General features: G+C 31.8%; 20 protein-coding genes and 1 pseudogene. 19 read left to right on the top strand and 2 right to left on the bottom strand.

The annotated features are described in order from the left end of the window. The first annotated feature begins 53 nt into the window (after positions 1-53). The 9 genes and pseudogenes from tenA to M1D66_RS14300 all read left to right on the top strand — a co-directional run bounded on the left by tenA (position 54) and on the right by M1D66_RS14300 (position 7,806). Positions 54-743 (top strand): thiaminase II, encoded by a 690-nt coding sequence (gene tenA, locus M1D66_RS14340; RefSeq protein WP_086411803.1) that lies wholly within the window; start codon positions 54-56, stop codon positions 741-743. Positions 744-1,140: 397 nt separating this feature from the next. Continuing rightward, on the top strand, positions 1,141-1,404 hold the full coding sequence (locus M1D66_RS14335; RefSeq protein ID WP_016122577.1) for a DUF3937 family protein: 264 nt from the start codon (positions 1,141-1,143) through the stop codon (positions 1,402-1,404). Positions 1,405-1,959: 555 nt separating this feature from the next. Then, a complete protein-coding gene (locus M1D66_RS14330) occupies positions 1,960-2,280 on the top strand; it encodes a heterocycloanthracin/sonorensin family bacteriocin (RefSeq protein WP_001071364.1) in 321 nt (106 codons plus the stop codon). 145 nt (positions 2,281-2,425) lie between these two features. Beyond that, a pseudogene (locus M1D66_RS14325) lies at positions 2,426-2,560 on the top strand (site-specific integrase); the annotation flags it as partial. 209 nt (positions 2,561-2,769) lie between these two features. Continuing rightward, positions 2,770-3,255, top strand: coding sequence for a homoserine dehydrogenase (locus M1D66_RS14320; RefSeq protein ID WP_242554541.1), 486 nt, complete (start codon positions 2,770-2,772; stop codon positions 3,253-3,255). 308 nt (positions 3,256-3,563) lie between these two features. Next, on the top strand, positions 3,564-5,951 hold the full coding sequence (locus M1D66_RS14315; RefSeq protein WP_242554540.1) for an RNaseH domain-containing protein: 2,388 nt from the start codon (positions 3,564-3,566) through the stop codon (positions 5,949-5,951). A gap of 207 nt (positions 5,952-6,158) precedes the next feature. Then, on the top strand, positions 6,159-6,926 hold the full coding sequence (locus tag M1D66_RS14310) for a DUF3959 family protein (protein WP_000732175.1): 768 nt from the start codon (positions 6,159-6,161) through the stop codon (positions 6,924-6,926). A 139-nt stretch (positions 6,927-7,065) separates the two neighbouring features. Further along, positions 7,066-7,482 (top strand): DUF3995 domain-containing protein, encoded by a 417-nt coding sequence (locus M1D66_RS14305; RefSeq protein WP_098528824.1) that lies wholly within the window; start codon positions 7,066-7,068, stop codon positions 7,480-7,482. Between the two features lie 120 nt (positions 7,483-7,602). Continuing rightward, the gene (locus M1D66_RS14300; RefSeq protein WP_000878369.1) at positions 7,603-7,806 is read left to right on the top strand and encodes a hypothetical protein; all 204 of its coding nucleotides are present in this window, start codon (positions 7,603-7,605) and stop codon (positions 7,804-7,806) included. Positions 7,807-8,134: 328 nt separating this feature from the next. Here M1D66_RS14300 and M1D66_RS14295 read toward each other — a convergent pair whose 3' ends face one another. After that, the gene (locus M1D66_RS14295) at positions 8,135-8,347 is read right to left on the bottom strand and encodes a hypothetical protein (protein ID WP_000362067.1); all 213 of its coding nucleotides are present in this window, start codon (positions 8,345-8,347) and stop codon (positions 8,135-8,137) included. A 209-nt stretch (positions 8,348-8,556) separates the two neighbouring features. Between M1D66_RS14295 and M1D66_RS14290 the strand changes: the two genes are divergently transcribed. From M1D66_RS14290 to M1D66_RS14265, 6 genes are all read left to right on the top strand, one after another. Beyond that, positions 8,557-9,561: a DUF1835 domain-containing protein gene (locus tag M1D66_RS14290; protein ID WP_000565687.1), complete on the top strand. Its 1,005-nt coding sequence runs from the start codon at positions 8,557-8,559 to the stop codon at positions 9,559-9,561. Between the two features lie 145 nt (positions 9,562-9,706). Continuing rightward, positions 9,707-10,111, top strand: a complete 405-nt coding sequence (locus M1D66_RS14285; protein ID WP_000282687.1) for a hypothetical protein — start codon at positions 9,707-9,709, stop codon at positions 10,109-10,111. 160 nt (positions 10,112-10,271) lie between these two features. Further along, on the top strand, positions 10,272-11,507 hold the full coding sequence (locus M1D66_RS14280) for a cytochrome P450 family protein (protein ID WP_000062125.1): 1,236 nt from the start codon (positions 10,272-10,274) through the stop codon (positions 11,505-11,507). A gap of 267 nt (positions 11,508-11,774) precedes the next feature. After that, the gene (locus M1D66_RS14275) at positions 11,775-13,058 is read left to right on the top strand and encodes an MFS transporter (RefSeq protein ID WP_242554539.1); all 1,284 of its coding nucleotides are present in this window, start codon (positions 11,775-11,777) and stop codon (positions 13,056-13,058) included. Then, complete coding sequence (locus M1D66_RS14270) at positions 13,048-13,680, top strand: Vat family streptogramin A O-acetyltransferase (RefSeq protein WP_001069247.1); 633 nt, start codon at positions 13,048-13,050, stop codon at positions 13,678-13,680. Before M1D66_RS14275 ends, M1D66_RS14270 begins: the two co-directional genes overlap by 11 nt. A 70-nt stretch (positions 13,681-13,750) precedes the next feature. After that, positions 13,751-13,906, top strand: coding sequence for a DUF1540 domain-containing protein (locus M1D66_RS14265; protein ID WP_000046095.1), 156 nt, complete (start codon positions 13,751-13,753; stop codon positions 13,904-13,906). Positions 13,907-14,008: 102 nt separating this feature from the next. On the opposite strand, the gene M1D66_RS14260 is transcribed toward M1D66_RS14265, so the two are convergent. Next, a complete protein-coding gene (locus M1D66_RS14260) occupies positions 14,009-14,506 on the bottom strand; it encodes a PadR family transcriptional regulator (protein WP_000289124.1) in 498 nt (165 codons plus the stop codon). Between the two features lie 140 nt (positions 14,507-14,646). Between M1D66_RS14260 and M1D66_RS14255 the strand changes: the two genes are divergently transcribed. The 4 genes from M1D66_RS14255 to M1D66_RS14240 all read left to right on the top strand — a co-directional run bounded on the left by M1D66_RS14255 (position 14,647) and on the right by M1D66_RS14240 (position 19,815). Beyond that, positions 14,647-15,861 carry a cytochrome P450 gene (locus tag M1D66_RS14255; protein ID WP_153595235.1) on the top strand — a complete coding sequence of 405 codons (1,215 nt, stop codon included), beginning with the start codon at positions 14,647-14,649 and terminating at the stop codon, positions 15,859-15,861. A gap of 108 nt (positions 15,862-15,969) precedes the next feature. Then, positions 15,970-16,548: a cysteine dioxygenase family protein gene (locus tag M1D66_RS14250; RefSeq protein WP_086388163.1), complete on the top strand. Its 579-nt coding sequence runs from the start codon at positions 15,970-15,972 to the stop codon at positions 16,546-16,548. Between the two features lie 176 nt (positions 16,549-16,724). Then, the gene (locus M1D66_RS14245; protein ID WP_000766385.1) at positions 16,725-17,576 is read left to right on the top strand and encodes a Cof-type HAD-IIB family hydrolase; all 852 of its coding nucleotides are present in this window, start codon (positions 16,725-16,727) and stop codon (positions 17,574-17,576) included. Positions 17,577-18,027: 451 nt separating this feature from the next. Next, entirely contained in the window at positions 18,028-19,815 is a 1,788-nt protein-coding gene (locus tag M1D66_RS14240) for a PAS domain-containing sensor histidine kinase (RefSeq protein ID WP_001088561.1), read from the top strand. Positions 19,816-19,875: the final 60 nt, after the last annotated feature.

The following is a 19,875-nucleotide window of genomic DNA, read 5'->3' as shown; positions in this document are numbered from 1 at the left end:
TTTAATAATTGTGGATAAATACTTATATTTTATATATTATTGGAGGGATTTAAATGAATTTTTCACAATCATTACGTAAAGAAGTAGATTCAATTTGGGAAGCGAGTTTTAACCATCCTTTTGTAAAAAAACTTGGTGAAGGAACGTTAGATTTAGCTAGTTTTCGTTATTATGTGCTTCAAGATTCATATTATTTGAGTCATTTTGCTAGAGTACAAACTTTAGGAGCTGCAAAAGCTCTTGAATTAGAGACGACAGCTCGTATGGCACATCATGCTCAAAATACATATGAAGCAGAGTTATCTTTACATGAGAATTTTGCTAAAAAACTAGGGATAACGAAAGAAGAAAAAGATAATTTTATTCCTGCGCCAACTGCATATGCGTATACTTCACATATGTATCGTGTTGCGTATGAAGGGCATTTAGGAGATATCATTGCAGCAATTTTACCTTGCTATTGGTTGTATTATGAAATTGGCGAACGCTTAAAAGAGTGCCAGCCGGAAGAGCCAATTTATAACGAATGGATTTCTGCTTATGGATCTGATTGGTTCCGTACGCTAGTTGAAGAGCAAATTACACGTTTAGATACTATCGCTGAAAAAGTAACAGAGGCAGACCGCAAACGTATGAAACAGCATTTTATTATTAGCAGTCAATATGAATATTCATTTTGGGAAATGGCTTATACATTAGAAAAGTGGCCAGTGGATACAGACGTAAAAGACGTAATTGGATAAAGAATAGAAGTAATGTTATAGATAGGTCTGGATCATACCTATCTATATATTTTTTCTTGTCAAATTTGCGTAAAGTCATTAGTGCTACGGATATGGCGAAATAGAATATCGATAATTTAGCTCATTTACTTGTCTACGCATTAACTGGATAAACTTCTGTCACATTTATTTTACAATTAAAGAACGTAAATGTTGGTGGTATGAAGTTAAATAAGAAAAGAAACCCGAGCTGTTAGCTGTAACGGAGTTGTTTTTTCTTTGCAGGAATTTCTAAATTATCATGGAGTGTTGTTAATACGATATGCAAATATGCATATCGTATTTTTTTGAGCTCTTTATGTGTTAAAATCAGATATAGAGATATAGAAATATAAAGAAGCAAAAGCAGGAATATCCAATGAATTTTGAGAGGTGTTATATGTTTACAAATAAGAAATTAATTCGATTTGGTTTATCGTTATTTGTATTTTTAGGGATAATTAATTTTACAATCAGCTATTTCCAAACATATCTTGAAACAGCAGCAGATATTAAATGGATAATTCCAGAAATTTGGAAAACTATTTTGCTAGATGTTCCTCAAGGGATACTTGTTCTTTTAGGCGCAATTGCTTTATATGATTTCACAAAAGAGGCATCACAAAAAGACGCATCAATCTAAGTGTGTCTTTTTTCTATTAGGAATTTCATAGAGAGTTTTACTGGAGAAATAGAATGAAAAGCCCTAATTAGGGCTTTTTTTGTTGGAATTTCTTATCCGTCATAGAAACCGGTCACTTGGAGGTGTTATAGCGAAAGCCATTTACAGTACAGAAAAATCTAAGCAGCAGACGGAAATATATAGGATATGGCATCATAATTATTGAGAAATTAATTGAACTTAGTAAGTATGAAGATATGACGCTAGAATTCATATTTTTTAATTTTTATTTATCCCGCTATTTGCCGGGCAGTAAGCCCCCCACCTCAAAATTCAGCGGAAGCAAAGAAGTTAGGTAGGGGATGAACAAAACCCCACTGATTAAAGTTTCACTTTATAAAAATGAGCCCATAGTAAAAATAGGTATATGAACAAGGTGCATCATCTAGTGATAAGTCATACTTTGTTGGTGTACGTATTGAACTTAGTTTATAGCGCTATTTCTACTTAGATGTAACGAACAGGAATATAGGGAAGTATCGATGAGGTTGTATTTTATAAACGGAGGTTATGAAAATGAATCAGTTTCAACAAGAACTACAAGCGTTAAGCCTTAATGATTACCGCTCTGGAAATATTGTCTATTGGGACCAGCAAAACCAATATCCATATTACTATATTGAAGATGCTGCTCGTCGCTGTGGCGGTTGTGGTCGTTGTGGTGGTTGTGGGGGAGGTCGTTGTGGCGGCTTCCGTTGTGGTGGCTTCCGTTGTATTGGCTGCTTCGGTTGTTTTGGTTGCGGCGGTTGTGGCGGCTGTGGCGGCTGTGGTGGTTGCTCTAACTGTTTTGATGGTTTTACTGATACTACCGGTACTATTGTAACGTATGAATATTGATAACATCTATCTTGCTAGTTGCGGGTAGTAACATCCCCCAAAAAATTCAGCGAGAGCAAAGAGAAGTTAGGTGGCGGACTGCCCATAAAAGCCCGATTGGTGAGAGCTGATTAAAGTTTTACTTTATCAATTAAAAAACATTAGTTATATGTACGTGCCGACAAAGAATATAGCCATTATTAATGGATATATTCAATCATTCAAGTGAAAGAGTAACAATAAGATATATAGATGTAATCAAGATGTGATGGATAAAGCAATGACTAGATTTAAAATCTAATCATTGTTTTTTTCTTATGGTTTTATCATTAAATATCTGTCTAGTTTGGGCATTTCTTCCTTCTAGCTAATGATTTTATTACAACCGTGTAAGGTTAATGTAATGTTAATCGATAGTAAAATAAGTTGCTTAAGTGTATTTTAAATAAGATTAAAAAGTACTGTTTATCTACAAAACAATAGGGTAAATACTATGTAATTAGGAAGTGTATGAATATGGTTGAACTAAAATCTATTTTCCATTCGTATAAACTAAAGAGAAAAATAGCTAAAGATTTATACGGAAAAAGAGATGAATTATCACTGTTATTAAATGAATTTAATAATATGAAATGTACAGTAACATCTGAAAAGAAGAAAAATAATATATTATCTCGTTTGCAACTAATTTATCAAAATATGAAATCGGATAAGCAGTACCCTCTAGCAGTTGCTTTTGATAGTAAATTATTGGAGCGATTAGAAAAAGAATCTGTATATACTATTGAGGAGGGTGTAACATGTCTACATTTAATGTTAGATATGAATTATGAGAAGATAAAACAATATGGTTCGGGTACAAGTAGGTCATTCGTTCCATTATCGCAGTCTTCTATTTGTCTTGCTGATTGTATTTGTTTAACAGGATTTGTAGTAGGTTTACTAGGAACAATTTCATTTGGAGGATTACTGTTATCTATATGTTCAATTACATAACGCTTAATATTTGTAAAGAGAGCGCCGATTTAAGGTGTTCTTTTTTAGTTTTTTGTAAATTTTTTGTAAATGATAAGTACAATACATTATATAAATTGTATAATTTAAATGTATTAAAATACAAATATATGAGGTGCTGTATATGATAATTACTTTTAATTGTTAAAAGAGTCGACTTGATAATGTTTTATTCAGATAAATAGTTTTTACTTTTCTTTTAAATACTTGATTTAAATGGATTAGATTAAGTAACTATTGTTCTAGCTTTTTGATAATCAAGACAACTGAAGAAAGGAAGGAATCATTTTATGAAAAAATTAAGGCTGCTAACATTTGAAAATATAGTAGACCCCCTTTTAAATGAAAAGGTATCATTTATATACTTTCCTATTGAATGGTTGGACATCGTAGAGATACATTATAAGACATTTTTATTAACGAGTAAGTTGAAACGTTTGAATGAAAGATTGTATGATATGTTTTCGGATATATTGTTTATTCAGCATAATCCGTACGTATTAAATGAAAATACACCATGGATTGTATCGAAAGAACCTATTAGACAAGAGCAGCTCGATTATATTTTTCAAAGTTGGTATGAGATTATTCATGATTGGAAACCAAATAGATTAGTAGAACCCCCAAAATATGAATGGCAATCCGATTTGATTTCTAATTTGCCAGTACTACATGATAATGAAACGTATTCTAAGTGGGTGCCCGCTTTAATCTCACATATTTTTTGTGAGCGTCCTATATATTTAAAAAATACAAATGAAGAAGAAATCTATTTTTCCCCTCTTAGATCACAAAATATTTGTGAGGCGATGTCAGGGCCGATAAAAGATGAAAAAACACAAGATTTTTTCTCCTATGTATATCGATTCGAATGCATAACCCGCGGTGGTGAGAACGCTCCATTATTAAATATTTCAATAGGGATTCGGAGATTTTATCAAGAATATAATCACCCAGATATTCCTTTACTTTTAAGAAGGAAACGAGGCATGATATTGATTTCTACCTCAGAGTTTGCGTCAAATAATAAAAAAATACGGTTTGTAAAACTAAAAATACAACAAGCTACAACCGGTATGAAATGGATTAAAATATTTAGAAATTTAAAAGATGATTTTCAAATAGGGGGAGAGGTGGATTTAGACCATATTCTCCAATATCCGAAAGATTATATTGTAGGGGAAAATAAAAGGGTGTTATTTCCATACAATGAGAGAATTTATAAAGTTCAAGGTACTAAAATAGAACCGGGTATAAAAGTAAAGGAAAGAGAGTATTTATTTAAAGAATTTCAGCGTAAATTCTCTTATTTCACAATACTTCCAGAATGTAAAAAGATCGTAACAAATAACAAAAATGAATTCTTTCCTTTATTTGCACCAAAAGGATTAGAGACATTAACATTAGAAGTTTGGTCTGAAGATATAGTGCTGGAAATAGAACAAGCATTACTTGAGAGTCAAATTGTTTTGACTAAAGTTGGTGAAAATTCTTATGTATTGAATACAGATTTTCCAGTGTTATTAAAGATTGTGAGATACAATATTGAAAAGGTGTTACAAAATCCATATAAAATGCAATATTGCCAAAAATATAAAACAAATCTTGTAGATGATGTTACGAAAGCTGTCTATGCTACCGCGGGCGAGCGCAGTGATGCGACATTAGCATTAATCGCATTGAAAAATTGTGATGGACGAGAAAAAATTGATCCAAAACAAATCATTAGAGAGGGATTTGCACGAGCAAACCGTATTTCAACATTTATTAATTTATTTATAGGCCAAAGTGTATCTCGTAAAACAATTGTAAATAGTGTTTTTAGTTTATTAGAGCAAAAAGGATTTTTGAAGCGTAGTTGGAATAAGATAAATTTATCTTGTATATATGTTAATTTATCAATTGAACGAATATCGAAATTTGATTTCTTACCTATTCTTTCAAAAATAAAAGGAAAAGAAATTTTATATAAATTATATGGGAATACAGAATGGCAAACGATTGATTACGTATTATTAAATATAAATAAACATAATGCATTTTTACCACAACCATCAAAGAGAAATGATATGGGAGCTCTTTTTAAACAATATGTTTCCGAAACATTAATGGAAATTGTACAATATGCAAAAGAACAAAATGAACAAGTTTATTTCATTGTAGATGCAAATTTGAGAAGGTATTGGATAAAAGAGTTACAAAATAAAGAAATTAATACAGATATTTTACCTGATATTGTTCCAGAGGTGTTAAAGGTTCCAAATTTAAATATTATTAGAATAAATACAGGTTTTGATGTACCAAGTTACGGTGTAATAGAATGTGATGATGCTTTAGATAGCATTGGCTTATATGCAGATCAAAAAGGGATGTATTATAGTACTGGTGAATATTCACTTAATTGTAGTGGGATTTTTCAGCGATATATACTTGAAATTCTACCATTAGGTGTAAAACCTGTAGAAAGGGATTATATCGCTAAAATGATACATTACATGTGCTGTAATTCTAGTATGCTTTCGAAAAAGAATGTACACATTACATATTCCATGCATATGGAAAAAGTAATAAAGAGTTATATTACTGACATAGATGCAAGAGAGTTTAAAGAATTTGATGATGAATTGGATGTAGATGTAGTAAAAGTAGAAAAGAAAGATTCAATTATTCTACTTTAAATACTAGTAAACAAATCCTGCTCGTTATATCGATCAGGATTTGTCATTTTTTTATGTAAATAAGGATATCCTTTGTCAAGTATCTTTTCGTTTACATATTTACTTTATGTGCAGACAGGATTAATATGTTTTTTAGAAATACAAAAACTATTTCATATGGAAAAACGATTTTTATTAATTGAAAAAATTTGAAAGGAATGGGGAATTGTGAAGAAATTAGATGTGCTCTTAATGCTACTGAGCGGCCTCTTTCCAATTGCAGGACTTACAAAGCAAATCCCTCTAGAACAATCTATATATATTGGAGGGCTTTTATTTTTTACTAGTTTCGGTAGTTATTTTGCTAAAAAGATGTATTCACGTATATGCAGTTGGATAGCGTATGCGCCATTTATAACACTACTGTTAGTTATTTGGCATCAAGATATTGCAACAAGCTCAATCATAGCAAATGCGAAAATTGCTGCATGTGTCGCGTTAATTCCATGTTTATTCCGTTTTCGTACATATGGACTTACTTTGGGCTTATTCTCATTATGGGCCGCTTTACTATGGGATATAAAAGAAGTACAGTCGTTAGTCATACTTGAACGCATAATGAGTTTAATGACAAGCCATTATGTATATATATTACTATTAATTGGAGGACTTGTAATAGGAGGATTACTTGCGATGTTCATTCACCGCAAAGAGAAAGATAATAATAAAGAAAATATAAATCTACTTGGACCAAAAAAGAAACGCAAAAGATTATCATTTAAGATTCATCTTCCAAGATTACCGAAATTAAAGATGAAACTATTTAAGTTTGGTGGGAAAGAATCTAAAAGTAAAATGCCAGAAAAAATCCATGAGTATAAGTACGAAGAACCAGTTGCAACATATGAAATGACAGAGCAAATAGATCCATACAAAGAAAATGCAGTTCAAGGTCAAACAAGGATGGAACGCCGAAGAAATAGGTATAATGCATAATGAAGTTTAATAACCCCGTAATGACTTATCTTAATATTGATAAATCATTACGGTTTTTTTATGTAATGAAATGAAGGTTGCTATTGCGGAGGGGAATAGCATATTTTGTAGATAGGAACTAAAATAAGGGGAGGATAAAATGCTTATCATTACATATATATCTGCTTGTATATTATTCTTAGTTAGCTTTTTACATGTATATTGGGCTTTCGGAGGTAATTGGGGGACAAATAGCGTTATTCCAACTAAATCAGGGGAAAAGGCGTTTACACCTCGCGCCGGAATGACATTGTTCATTGCATTATTATTAAGTATGGCAGCAATAATTTTGTTGCAACAAGCAAATATTGTTCATTTTGCAGTTCCTAATGTTATTATTCAAGTCGGTTCCTGGATTTGTATGATCGTCTTTTCTATTAGAGTAATTGGTGAATTTAACTATTTTGGTATCTTTAAACGACAAAAAGATACGCACTTTGCAAGAAGGGATACCGGTTTATATATTCCACTTTGTGCATTTTTATCTTTATCTTTTTTATTAGCAATAATTTTGTGAGTGAATAATAGTAGTTTCCGTTCTCAAAATATATGTAAACGTGAGAAATCTAAGAGTAAATAAAAAGGATGTAAGCGTCTTCTTGTCGAAAGGTAAATTATTATGAAAGGCGGTGACACTATGAAGTATGTAAAAGTTAGTATGAATGGTGGAAGTGAACATAAATTCTCAATGACTTTAGATCGGTTTGAAGAACTTATTACTACAGAGAATGGGATATTAGAAAATAAATTAGTATGTATTGAAAATGTAATGATTAATCCTACTAATATATCTTCTGTAGTTGAAAAAATTGGTGTACCGGCTAAGTTTATGGAAGCTTAAAATCGTTAGATAAAAAACATCCATTGAGGATGTTTTTTAATTTATAAATATGAAATTGTACAGTGAATAATTGAGTAGATTTTTTAGCAATGACTATGCATATATTAAGTACCTGAACATGGTGCTTAATACATGCACGAAATAATAAGTACAAGCATATATTATGTAGTAGGACAAGATCTTCGTGTCCTACTTAATACTCAGAAAAAACCTCTAATCACATAAGAGCAGCCAATTGCAGGGTGCTCTTATTTTTTATGAAAATCTACTATGAGCCTTATTTTATAGCAGGATGCAATAATAAAGGTCTATTTTGAAATAGTGTTTTTTAGCCTTTAATTTTAAATTTATCTTTAACGTTAATAAATATTAAAAATAATATGATAGCAGAAATTAAGTTAGATAAGTAGAAATTTTGATGAAACAGTAGTTCAAAGATGACATCGAAAGTAACGAATAAGGCAATAGCAGGTAGTATGCAAATAAATATAAATCTCCAATTTTTTAAGTAATGTTTATAATTTGTAAGTACTTTATCCATAAATATAGCTCCTATATTTTTGTTTTTATATAATTATACATTTAGATACAAGGATTTTCAAAGTAAAAATATTTAGCAATTCAAAAATATAAGGAGAGCTTTTGTTGAAAATCCAGATTGCTGTAGTAATCTGGATCTGACTTTAAAGAACTATACTAAAATGATACACTATAATCTACGTTATTTTTGAAATGAATAGAGGGATTTGTGTGATAGATAAAATAAAAAATGCTGTAGAGGATATGTACGAAGATGAGGCTAAAGATTTACTTCAAAGTATTCTCATACAGTTAAACTTATTAGAAGAAAACTATAGTGAAGATACAATTAAAAATTTGATGGATATTCCGAAACAATTAACAAGTAATCCTACTTATAAAAGGAATGTAAAAGAAAGTACGCACGTACATATTGCTTTTGATGATTCAACGGCTGGTTGCTTAAAATATATGTTAAGTCAAGAAGAATTATTTGAAGAGAGTGTTGTTGCTTTTTCGGAATTTTTTTCAATTGGACCGATATATAGGTTGCATACGAATGAGGGGCAACTAGCAAGACAGGAGTGGTTAATAAATAACTTAACTGCTTATGATAGTTATTTTGAAGAAGAATATTTATCAAGATTTATAGCAACTATAGAAGAACTACATACTATTCCTGTTGAAACACCTATTACAATTTGGAAGGCTGATAATGCACATGAACATGTAGGCCTAAGTTTTGTAATAGCACAATTAAAGGATAAGAAAAACATTCGAGTTATTAATACGTCTGAAGCAAGTAGAGAAATATTAAAACAAGAGTATGATATTCGTGGAACGGGAGAATTACCACCTGAAAGTTTAGCTCTATTCCAAAAAAGTTTTATAAAGTTACCTTATTTAACTGAAGAGAAGCGAATGAAGTTTGAACATGAGTGGGATAGATTATCGGAAAGCATAGAATGTTTAAGAGTGTGGAAAGAAAATGAAGTGCATTTTGTACAAGAAGATTATTTTGATCAATTTATAATTGAATGCGCGAAAAGTGTGGGTGCTGATCGAGAGTTCCTCAAAGCTCCTAGAGTAATTGGTGAAGCACTTGGTCTTGTTGAACAATTGGTTGGAGATACCTTCTTAGAATATCGCTTGAAACAATTAATTAAACAAGAAGTATTTGAATTTGAAGGTTCGTTAGATGAAATGCGTTTTTATAGTGTGAAGTTAAGGAAATAATAAACACATTCTATTTTTGAAAGGCTCGTATTTTTAATAATACGAGCTTTTTAAGTTGAATTTGGGCTATACATAAGCTTCCCAGAGAGGGCATATCACATATGAATGATAAAGGTAATGAATGAAAAGAAGGTGATTTGTTAATATGTATAACCAACAAAATTATCCATATGATCAAGCGATGTATTATAATCCACAAAACTACGGGTATGAACCTACAAATGAAGTGAGAGATATTGAACAAGAAGATTACAGACCAGATGATGCGGAGGATGCTCCAACGTCACCACCACCGTCACAAGCGCCATCGTTACCGTCTACATTTGCTTCTCCGGCACAACCAGGCAATATGAAATCATGGATGTGTAACTGTTTAGGAAGATGGGGCTATTTACGTTTACATCGTCCTGGGCCTTTTGGAAGAGATTTATGGTTCTTTCCGACTGAAGTGAGAAGAAACGGAGTATCAGGTTACACTTGGCAGGGTGGTCGTCGTCGTAAAGTAAGTTATCGCTATCAACAAATTAGTAATTTTATGTGCTTCGCATAAAGAGAAGTGGGAGAGTGAAACGATTTTACTCTCTCACTTTTTTATTTTTCAATATACGAAGTAAGATTTTGATTAAAAATTTACAATTTTCGCGTTTTTATTAGAGTATAATGCATATGTTGGGTTGATTTTCAAAAACAAATGAGAGTGAGGGAATACAATGTCAATGAAAAACAAAGTTGGGTTAAGCATAGAGGATGGCATTAATTTAGCTTCAGCTCAGTTTAAAGAAGATGCGTATGAAATTTATAAAGAATCGCGAAAAAAACAACCTATATTATTTGTAAACCAAGTTGAAATCGGTAAAGAATGGCTCATTACTAGATATGAAGATGCTCTGCCACTTTTAAAAGATAATCGTTTAAAAAAAGATTGGACAAATGTGTTTTCTCAAGATATAAAGAACATGTATCTTTCCGTTGATAATAGTGACCACTTAACAACACATATGCTAAATTCAGATCCACCTAACCACAGTCGTTTACGATCTTTAGTTCAAAAAGCTTTTACACCGAAGATGATTGCACAATTAGACAAAAGAATTGAGAAAATAGCAGATGATTTGATAAGTGATATAGAGCGAAAAGGTACATTAAATCTTGTGGATGATTATTCATTTCCATTACCGATTATTGTAATAAGTGAGATGCTCGGTATTCCAAAAGAAGATCAAGCGAAATTTAGAATTTGGTCTCATGCTGTTATTGCATCACCAGAAACACCTGAAGAAATAAAAGAGACCGAAAAACAACTATCTGAGTTTATTACATATCTTCAATATTTAGTTGATATTAAACGAAAAGAGCCAAAAGAAGACTTAGTGAGTGCTTTAATACTTGCAGAGAGTGAAGGGCATAAACTTAGCGCTCGGGAACTATATTCAATGATAATGCTATTAATTGTAGCAGGACACGAGACGACAGTGAATTTAATTACAAATACGGTATTAGCACTTCTTGAAAATCCAAATCAATTACAGTTATTAAAAGATAATCCAAAACTAATTGATTCGGCTATTGAGGAAGGATTGCGTTATTATTCTCCAGTTGAGGTTACAACTGCAAGATGGGCAGCGGAACCTTTTCAAATTCACGACCGAACAATCGAAAAAGGAGATATGGTTGTCATTGCCTTAGCTTCTGCAAATCGTGATGAAACTGTATTTGAAAACCCAGAAGTATTCGATATTACTCGGGAAAATAATCGTCATATTGCCTTTGGTCATGGTAGCCATTTCTGTTTAGGCGCTCCACTTGCGAGGTTAGAAGCAAAGATTGCTATTACTACTTTGTTTAATCGAATGCCTGAACTACAAATAAAAGGGAATCGTGAAGAAATTAAATGGCAAGGTAACTATTTAATGCGTTCTTTAGAGGAATTGCCTTTAACTTTCTAGAATAGTTAAAAGGAGACATGCATACATCGAAAATGATTTACATAGAGTATGTATGTGTTATTTAAATTCGAAACGGAAGGGTGAAAACATCCCAATGATCAACTAATTCTATTTGTAAGAGATCTTCGTTAAAAAACGAAATATTCTTCTGAATAGGGTTAGTCTGTACATTTATAGAAAAGGGATGTATTTCGCTCTGCGAATATATAGTCTTTTTATATGATTTGTGCTGCCTCCTGTTCAGAACATGAAATAGGAGGCTTTTTTATGTCGACAAATGTAGTAACGAAACAAAACAATGGGGTATCACAAGTATTAAAAAATCGGTTTGTTCAAGGGATTTTAGCATCAGCATTATTTTTACAAATAGGAATATGGGTTCGAAACTTTGCGGTATTACTATATGTAATGGAAATGACAAAAGGTGATGCTTTTGCTATTTCGATGATTTCAGTTGCTGAATTCGCTCCAATTTTTATTTTTTCATTTATTGGCGGTACTTTTGCTGATAGGTGGAAGCCAAAGAAGACAATGATATGGTGTGAAACGTTAAGTTCCATTTCAGTATTCGCTGTATTAATTACGCTTATGTTTGGAACGTGGAAAATTGTGTTTTTTGTGACACTCATCTCTGCAATCCTTTCACAGTTTTCACAACCATCTGGAATGAAGTTGTTTAAACAACATTTATCAACGGAACAAATTCAATTAGCAATGTCTATATATCAAACGATATTTGCAATATTTATGGTATTAGGACCAATACTAGGGACATTTATCTTTCATAGTTTTGGAATTTATATTTCAATCATCATAACAGGTATTTCGTTTTTACTTGCGGCAGTTGTATTGTTATTCCTTCCGAAAGATCTTGAAAACGGCGTAGAAAAGAAGGATATCACTCTGTTGCAGGAGATGAAGGATGGTATTAAGTATGTCAAAAAGAAAAAAGCATTAACTTTGCTAGGGCTTTGTTTTATGGCTGCAGGACTAGGTATAGGATTAATTCAGCCATTAGGTATATTTATTGTGACTGAGCAGTTAGGATTATCAAAAGAGAGTTTACAGTGGCTACTAACAGTAAATGGTGCGGGAATGATTGTTGGCGGAGCATTAGCAATGGTATTTGCGAAAAATGTTGCTCCGCAAAAGATGTTAATTATCGGTATGCTTGGTCAAGCAATTGGTATTGGCATTATAGGATATTCTACAAATTTATGGGTGACACTTACAGCGCAGCTTTTTAGTGGTTTAGCTCTTCCTTGTATCCAAATTGGTATAAATACACTTATTATTCAAAATAGCGATACCGATTTTATAGGTCGTGTAAATGGTATTTTAAGTCCGCTTTTTACCGGTTCAATGGTAGTAACGATGAGTATAGCTGGCTCATTAAAAGAGATGTTTTCATTAAGTATGATGTATGAAGGGACGGCTTTACTTTTTATAATTGGATTATTGTTTATTTTACCTATATACAATTTAAAGCCAGTAATAGCGGTAGAAAGTGAAATAAGTGGTAAAGGAAGTGCCGTACAAAATGAATCCTAATCCAAATGTTAAATACCCTATTGAAGGAAATCAAAACGTTCAATTTATAAAAAATATAATAACAAAACCTAATATACTTGTTGGTGACTATTCTTATTATGATGCGAAAGATGGAGAAACATTTGAAGATCGAGTATTACATCATTATGAATTTCTTGGAGATCGCCTTATTATTGGAAAGTTTTGTTGTATTGCATCTGGAGTTAACTTTATTATGAACGGAGCCAATCATCGGATGGATGGATTTTCGGCATATCCATTTAATATATTTGGAAATGGGTGGGAGAAGTATACACCTAGTTTGTCTGATTTACCTTATAAAGGTGATACAGTTATAGGAAATGACGTTTGGATTGGTATGGATACAACAATTATGCCCGGAATAAAAATAGGGGATGGTGCAATCATTGCAGCTAAATCTGTTGTGACTAGAGACGTCGCACCATATACAATTGTTGGTGGAAACCCTGCAAATAAAATAAAAGAGAGATTTTCAAATGAAATAATTCAAGAATTATTGCAAATTCAATGGTGGCATTTTGATATTGAAAAAATAACTGGAAATATTGATGCTATTGTACGCGGAGATATTGAACCATTAAGAAAGCTAAAAAGGGAATGAAAAATGGATGACAAATAGTATCATACCTCCGAATTTTGTTAATGATAATAGAACAAGGAGGTGTGATACTATGGCACAAGACGTTTTATGTGAAGTAAACAACTGTAAATTTTGGGCGAACGGTAATAAATGTAGTGCAGAGGCAATTTACGTAGTAAGTCATAAAGGTAAACATGCATCTACAACGGAAGAAACAGATTGCAAAACATTCGATCCAGAAGTGTAAATTTTTTAAGGGTAGCCAAATCGTGGTTGCCCTTTTATTAATGATAGTATTGATAATAAATATCATTTTCATTCATTGTTTTTAACTTTTCTTGTTATTTTTTCATATTTTCTTCATAAGTGATGTAATCCAACTCAATTCATGTTCAATTCGTGATTTACTAAATTCAATGACTTCAGTAATAAAGGATGAGGTAACATCTAGAGACTGAATAGCAGTAAGCTGATTATGTAGTACGTTTTGACGTACAGTCAAAATCTCTTTTCTATCCTCATAGTCAAGTTTTTCAAATAGAGCAATACGAACAAGAAATTCTGTATTGTTTGTCGCAAGTTTTTCAGGAAACTCTCGTAACATTTCAGAAAAAATTTCTTCTCCTGTTTCTGTTATATCGTACATATTTCGGTTTGGTTTTCCGACTTGTTTATGTATTTTTTTCGTTATAGCACCCATATTTTCAAAGCGCCGAAGGGCAGGGTAAAGCATGTTGTGATTTAACTCAAAATTCTCACCTAAACGATTTTGAACATTTTTTTTGATTTCATATCCATGTTTTGGTCCTGTCGTTAATTCTGCTAGCAGTAAAATGTCAACGTACATAAAAATCCCCCTTATATATTTCTCAAGTTCTCTAATGAAAAATCTCCTTTTGTATATGTTAAAATAACATATGATAGTTTATACAACTTTGAACTGCCGACCTATCACTTTTATTGTAAAAGAAAAGGGAGGAAAGAACTATGGCTTCACCTGAAAATGTTATTTTAGTTCATGAAATTTCAAAGCTGAAAACAAAAGAAGAATTATGGAATCCATATGAATGGTATCGTTTGATGAGGGATAATCACCCAGTTCATTATGATGAAGAGCAGGATGTATGGAATGTTTTTTTATATGATGATGTAAATCGTGTTTTATCAGATTATCGCTTATTTTCAAGTAGAAGGGAGCGCAGACAATTCTCAATCCCTCCTTTAGAAACTAGAATAAATATAAACTCTACAGATCCACCAGAACATCGCAATGTACGTTCCATTGTTTCTAAGGCATTTACTCCAAGAAATTTAGAACAGTGGAAACCTCGAATACAGGCTATCGCAGATGAACTTGTACAACATATCGAAAAATGTAGTGAAGTTAATATCGTTGAACAGTTTGCTGCACCTTTACCTGTTACCATTATTTCTGATTTATTAGGAGTCCCAACAACAGATCGTAAAAAAATTAAAGAATGGTCTGATATTTTATTTATGCCGTATAGTAAAGAAAAGTTTAATGATCTGGATGCCGAGAAAGGGATAGCATTAAATGAATTCAAAGCATACCTTTTACCGATTGTTCAGGAAAAGAGATATCATTTAACCGATGATATCATATCTGATTTAATTCGAGCTGAATATGAAGGCGAAAGATTAACCGATGAGGAAATTGTAACCTTTTCATTAGGTTTACTAGCGGCTGGGAATGAAACCACTACAAATTTAATTATTAATAGCTTTTATTGCTTTTTAGTAGATTCACCTGGAATTTATGAAGAGTTAAGAAAAGAACCTAACTTAATTTCAAAAGCGATTGAGGAAGTATTACGCTATCGCTTTCCTGTTACATTGGCCCGGAGGATTACAGAGGATACAAATATATTTGGTCCTTTAATGAAAAAGGATCAGATGATTGTTGCGTGGGTTAGTGCAGCGAATTTAGACGAGAAAAAATTTTCACAACCCTCTCAATTTAATGTACATCGAACAGGAAATGAAAAGCATTTAACCTTTGGGAAAGGTCCTCACTTTTGCTTAGGAGCACCACTTGCACGTTTAGAGGCTGAGATTGCATTAACTACCTTTATAAATACTTTTGAAAAAATAGAGCTATCTCCATCTTTCTGTTTAGAAAAATGTATATTGGAAAATGAACAAACATTAAAATACTTACCTATTCGTTTGAAAGCTAAATAAAAATCTTAACAAGGTGCATACATTTGCATCTTGTTTTTTGTTTCTCAATTGTGAGTTTTCGGTAATTACCTTAATATGGAATTGTATAAAACGTAGAGGAGGATTCTTATGTTGACTTGTAATGGAAGTAAATCATTTCAAAAGTTTATTAAAGGTGTTACAGATCTTATGGAAAACGGTTTATTTGAAGAAGAAATAGTGTGTGGCATTGAAAAGTTACTAGAAGAACTTTTAGAAAAGAAAACATGGCTTCCGTTAGATAAACAGAAGGCCAATTTGACTCAATATGCACGACATTTATTGTATGAAGATCCGCTCAAACGTTTTGAAGTACTAGCTCTCGTATGGAAAGATGGACAATCTACACCTTTACATGATCATGACGGCACATGGGGAGTAGAAGGCGTTTTTACAGGAAGGATTATGGTGCAGAACTTTATACAAACGAAACAACTTGGAAATTCACTTGTTTATTTAACACATACAGGAAATCTTTATTTGGGAGAAGGAGAAACAGATAAAGTAATTCCACCAGCGGATTGTCATATTCTTGAAATTAGCAAAAATGAAAGCGTTATTACGATTCATGTCTATGGAAAACGGTTAGAAAAGTTTAAAGTATATATCCCAACTGAAGAAAAAAATGTGTACATGTGTGAGACGAAATACATTAGTTATAATTCATAGTTTAAAATCCAAAGCTTTTTTTAAAAAGAAAAGCTTTGGATTTTATTTTTAATTATTTCTTGACCTGAAACGCTTTTCATAAATTATAAATAAGAAGTACCTCACGAGGATTGTATGAAAACGATACCTAATAATTAATTAGAACTCGTGTATTTATAGAAAGTGGTGAAGAAATAATGAAATTAATTGCAATTGATTTAGATGGAACTCTTCTTTCGGGGAATAAAATGATAAGTAAAGAAAATGCAGAAGCAATTCGAACATGTCAAGAAGCTGGCCATGTTGTAGCAATTTGTACAGGACGTTCTATTGTTGACATTGAGCGATTATTGTTAGAAGTTGATTTAGAGTGTCCAATCATTGCGGAAAATGGTGCTCTTATATATAAAGATAAAAAAATGATGAAGAGATATCCAATTCAAAATATGCAGGCACTTGAAATTGTAGAATATCTTGAAGAGAATGGTTTATATTATCAGCTCTATACTGATAAAGGTGTGTATGTACCGGATTATGGAGTAGAGAGTGTACGTAATGAAATTGAGCATGTGAAGAATTCAAAAGAAAATTTCGACTTGAAAGAGTTAGAAACAATCGCAGCATTATATCTTGAGCATACAGCGTTTCATAGTGCGGAAAGTTGTAAACCAATTGTAGAAACAGATATACATGTGCATAAACTATTACCATTTTCTTATGAAATTGAGAAATTAAAAAAACTAAAAGAAACATTTCTTCATAATACAGATTTAGCAATTACATCTTCATATTGGCACAATTTAGAGATTAATCATCGAGATGCTCAAAAAGGGAATGGATTATATACTTTAGCAGAACATCTTAATATTCCGGTTGAAAACACTGTAGCGATAGGTGATGGGCTAAACGATGTTTCTATGATGGAAAAAGCGAACATATCAATTGCAATGGGGAATGCAGTAGAAGAAATAAAAGCAATGTGTAAATACGAAACGTTATCAAATGAAGAACATGGTGTGGCACATGCTTTATATAAATATGTAATGTAAATAAAAAAGAAAAAAGAATCCAAATGGATTCTTTTTTCTTTTTTATTAGGGGTAAGGTATTCTATGAGATTCATAGAAGCCTTATTACATTTTATTATATAGAATATATTGGAATAAATGTTTATATTTTTCATAAAAATTGTGAATATTTTATGAACTTTATACTTATTGCATGTTTATACCGCTATTAGTAACGTGTATGACTCTCGAGTGAAAATTCAGTGAATGTAAGGAGGAATTCAAGTTATCTAGACAATAAGTGAGGAATCAACGAAATATATACTAATTAAAGGTATATTCAGTATATATATTCTTTTCTTGTTTTAATTGAAAAATAAAATTTGTTCGAATAATTATTCTACAGCTATATACCTACACTAGCTTTCTTCGTATAATGGAGAAGTATGAATTTTAGATTTGTATTAATTTTACATATTGAGGTGAAAAAGGAATGAATTCGCGGCTAATGGAACTTATTGATGTGAGTACAATAGAAACCATGGCAGAACAATTTTATAAATTAACTAACATATCACATCAACTTCTTGATGCTGAAAAAGAGTGTGTTTTTTCATTCGGAATGAATGAGATAAAAAAGAGTAAACTTCCAAAGATTGAAATCCCCATTTTCTTATACAATCAACATTTAGGATCTTTTGTTGTATGGTCCAAAAAAAGTGAAATTTTCAGTTGTCAAAAATACTTTGAAATGCTCTCAAGTTTAATTTTAGATAGCGCAATAAAAGTATTTCAAAGTAAAAATACAACGTTGCTTTCTCAGAAAGAGGAGGAACTACATACGATTTTACAAAACATGCCTGTTATGGTAGATGCGCTTGATTATAATGGAGATTTTGTTTTGTGGAATCGAGAATGCGAAATTGTAACAGGTTATACCGCTGAAGAAATAATTGGAAATCCCAATGCACTGCAATTATTGTATCCTGATCATAATTATCGCCATCAAATACAAAAGAAATTTTTAACTTGTGGAAAAAATTTCAGAGATTGGGAAATGCACTTAACATGTAAAAATGGTGAAATCAAAACAATAATGTGGTCGAATATATCAGAACAGTTTCCTGTAACAGGATATAGTTATTGGGCTGTTGGTGTAGATATTACACATTTAAAAGCGATAGAAGAGCAGTTAAAACAACAAACATCTGAACTGGAATTAATTTTTAAAGCTTTACCAGATTTATGTTTTTTAACAGAAGATGATGGCACAATTATAGATTACAAGGCAGGATCTCCTACAAAGTTTTACGTACCCGCAGAAGCTTTTATGGGAAAAAAGTTTTACGAAGTATTACCAACGTCAGTAGCACAGCAGTTTCAGGAAGCCATTAATCAAGTGAAGGAAAAAGGAACGAATGTAATTGTAGAATATCCACTCACACTTAATGGAAGTATTGATTTCTTTGAGGCTAGGTGCTTACCATTATTACATGATAAAATTATGATTATTGTACGCGACATTACAGAGCGAAAAAAGACAGAAGAATTGCTAAATAAATCAGATACGCTTGCAGCAATTGGTCAATTAGCAGCTGGCGTGGCTCATGAAGTAAGAAATCCTTTAACTGTAATTAAAGGTTTTATACAGTTATTTCAAATTAATAAAGAAGATCAAGAAAAATATTTTGATCTTATGCTCTCTGAAATTGAAAGGATAGAAGCGATCCTGCAAGAATTTCTGGCAATTGCTAAAACAGATGAGATAAATACAGAAAAGAAAAATATTTATCAAATTTTTAAAAATGTCGTATCGTTAATGAATACAAAAGCAATTATGACAAATATTCAAGTTGAACTATTTACGGATGACAAAGATATAATTATTGAATGCTCAGAAAATCAATTGAAACAAGTATTTATTAATATTTTGCAAAATTCAATCGAAGCTATGCCAAATGGTGGGGAAATTTCAATTCACATAAAAGAAATAAATGATGATGGTGTCATCATTCATGTAATAGATGAAGGAATAGGAATACCTGAAGAAAGAATTAAGAGATTAGGTGAACCTTTTTATAGTACGAAAGAAAAAGGGACTGGTATTGGATTAATGTTAAGTTATAAAATTATTGAAAGTCATCAAGGGACAATTAGTATCATGAGCGAGGTTGGTGTCGGGACAACAGTAACTATTTACTTACCGAAAGTACTAAGTAAACAATCTCTTTCTAATTGTGACGACAAATGTATAGCAATACGCACTAGTAGTAATTCTTAAATCAATTAATACCCAATAACAAAGCGATTAGTGAAAACTAAGCTTTTTGTTATTGGGTAT

The sequence above is a fragment of the Bacillus sp. PK6-16 genome (genome assembly GCF_056530295.1).
The sequence above is the reverse complement of the archived record's forward strand: the minus strand, read 5'-3'. Positions and strand labels throughout refer to the sequence as shown.

Excerpts from the sequence above, each read along its gene's own strand:
- M1D66_RS14265 (WP_000046095.1), top strand. The coding sequence starts at position 13,751 with ATGGCACAAGACGTTTTATGTGAAGTAAACAACTGTAAATTTTGGGCG.
- M1D66_RS14335 (WP_016122577.1), top strand. The coding sequence starts at position 1,141 with ATGAATTTTGAGAGGTGTTATATGTTTACAAATAAGAAATTAATTCGA.
- M1D66_RS14275 (WP_242554539.1), top strand. The coding sequence starts at position 11,775 with ATGTCGACAAATGTAGTAACGAAACAAAACAATGGGGTATCACAAGTA.
- tenA (WP_086411803.1), top strand. The coding sequence starts at position 54 with ATGAATTTTTCACAATCATTACGTAAAGAAGTAGATTCAATTTGGGAA.
- M1D66_RS14315 (WP_242554540.1), top strand. The coding sequence starts at position 3,564 with ATGAAAAAATTAAGGCTGCTAACATTTGAAAATATAGTAGACCCCCTT.
- M1D66_RS14285 (WP_000282687.1), top strand. The coding sequence starts at position 9,707 with ATGTATAACCAACAAAATTATCCATATGATCAAGCGATGTATTATAAT.
- M1D66_RS14260 (WP_000289124.1), bottom strand. The coding sequence starts at position 14,506 with ATGTACGTTGACATTTTACTGCTAGCAGAATTAACGACAGGACCAAAA.
- M1D66_RS14250 (WP_086388163.1), top strand. The coding sequence starts at position 15,970 with ATGTTGACTTGTAATGGAAGTAAATCATTTCAAAAGTTTATTAAAGGT.
- M1D66_RS14240 (WP_001088561.1), top strand. The coding sequence starts at position 18,028 with ATGAATTCGCGGCTAATGGAACTTATTGATGTGAGTACAATAGAAACC.
- M1D66_RS14330 (WP_001071364.1), top strand. The coding sequence starts at position 1,960 with ATGAATCAGTTTCAACAAGAACTACAAGCGTTAAGCCTTAATGATTAC.
- M1D66_RS14255 (WP_153595235.1), top strand. The coding sequence starts at position 14,647 with ATGGCTTCACCTGAAAATGTTATTTTAGTTCATGAAATTTCAAAGCTG.
- M1D66_RS14245 (WP_000766385.1), top strand. The coding sequence starts at position 16,725 with ATGAAATTAATTGCAATTGATTTAGATGGAACTCTTCTTTCGGGGAAT.
- M1D66_RS14300 (WP_000878369.1), top strand. The coding sequence starts at position 7,603 with ATGAAGTATGTAAAAGTTAGTATGAATGGTGGAAGTGAACATAAATTC.
- M1D66_RS14280 (WP_000062125.1), top strand. The coding sequence starts at position 10,272 with ATGTCAATGAAAAACAAAGTTGGGTTAAGCATAGAGGATGGCATTAAT.
- M1D66_RS14320 (WP_242554541.1), top strand. The coding sequence starts at position 2,770 with ATGAATATGGTTGAACTAAAATCTATTTTCCATTCGTATAAACTAAAG.
- M1D66_RS14305 (WP_098528824.1), top strand. The coding sequence starts at position 7,066 with ATGCTTATCATTACATATATATCTGCTTGTATATTATTCTTAGTTAGC.
- M1D66_RS14295 (WP_000362067.1), bottom strand. The coding sequence starts at position 8,347 with ATGGATAAAGTACTTACAAATTATAAACATTACTTAAAAAATTGGAGA.
- M1D66_RS14270 (WP_001069247.1), top strand. The coding sequence starts at position 13,048 with ATGAATCCTAATCCAAATGTTAAATACCCTATTGAAGGAAATCAAAAC.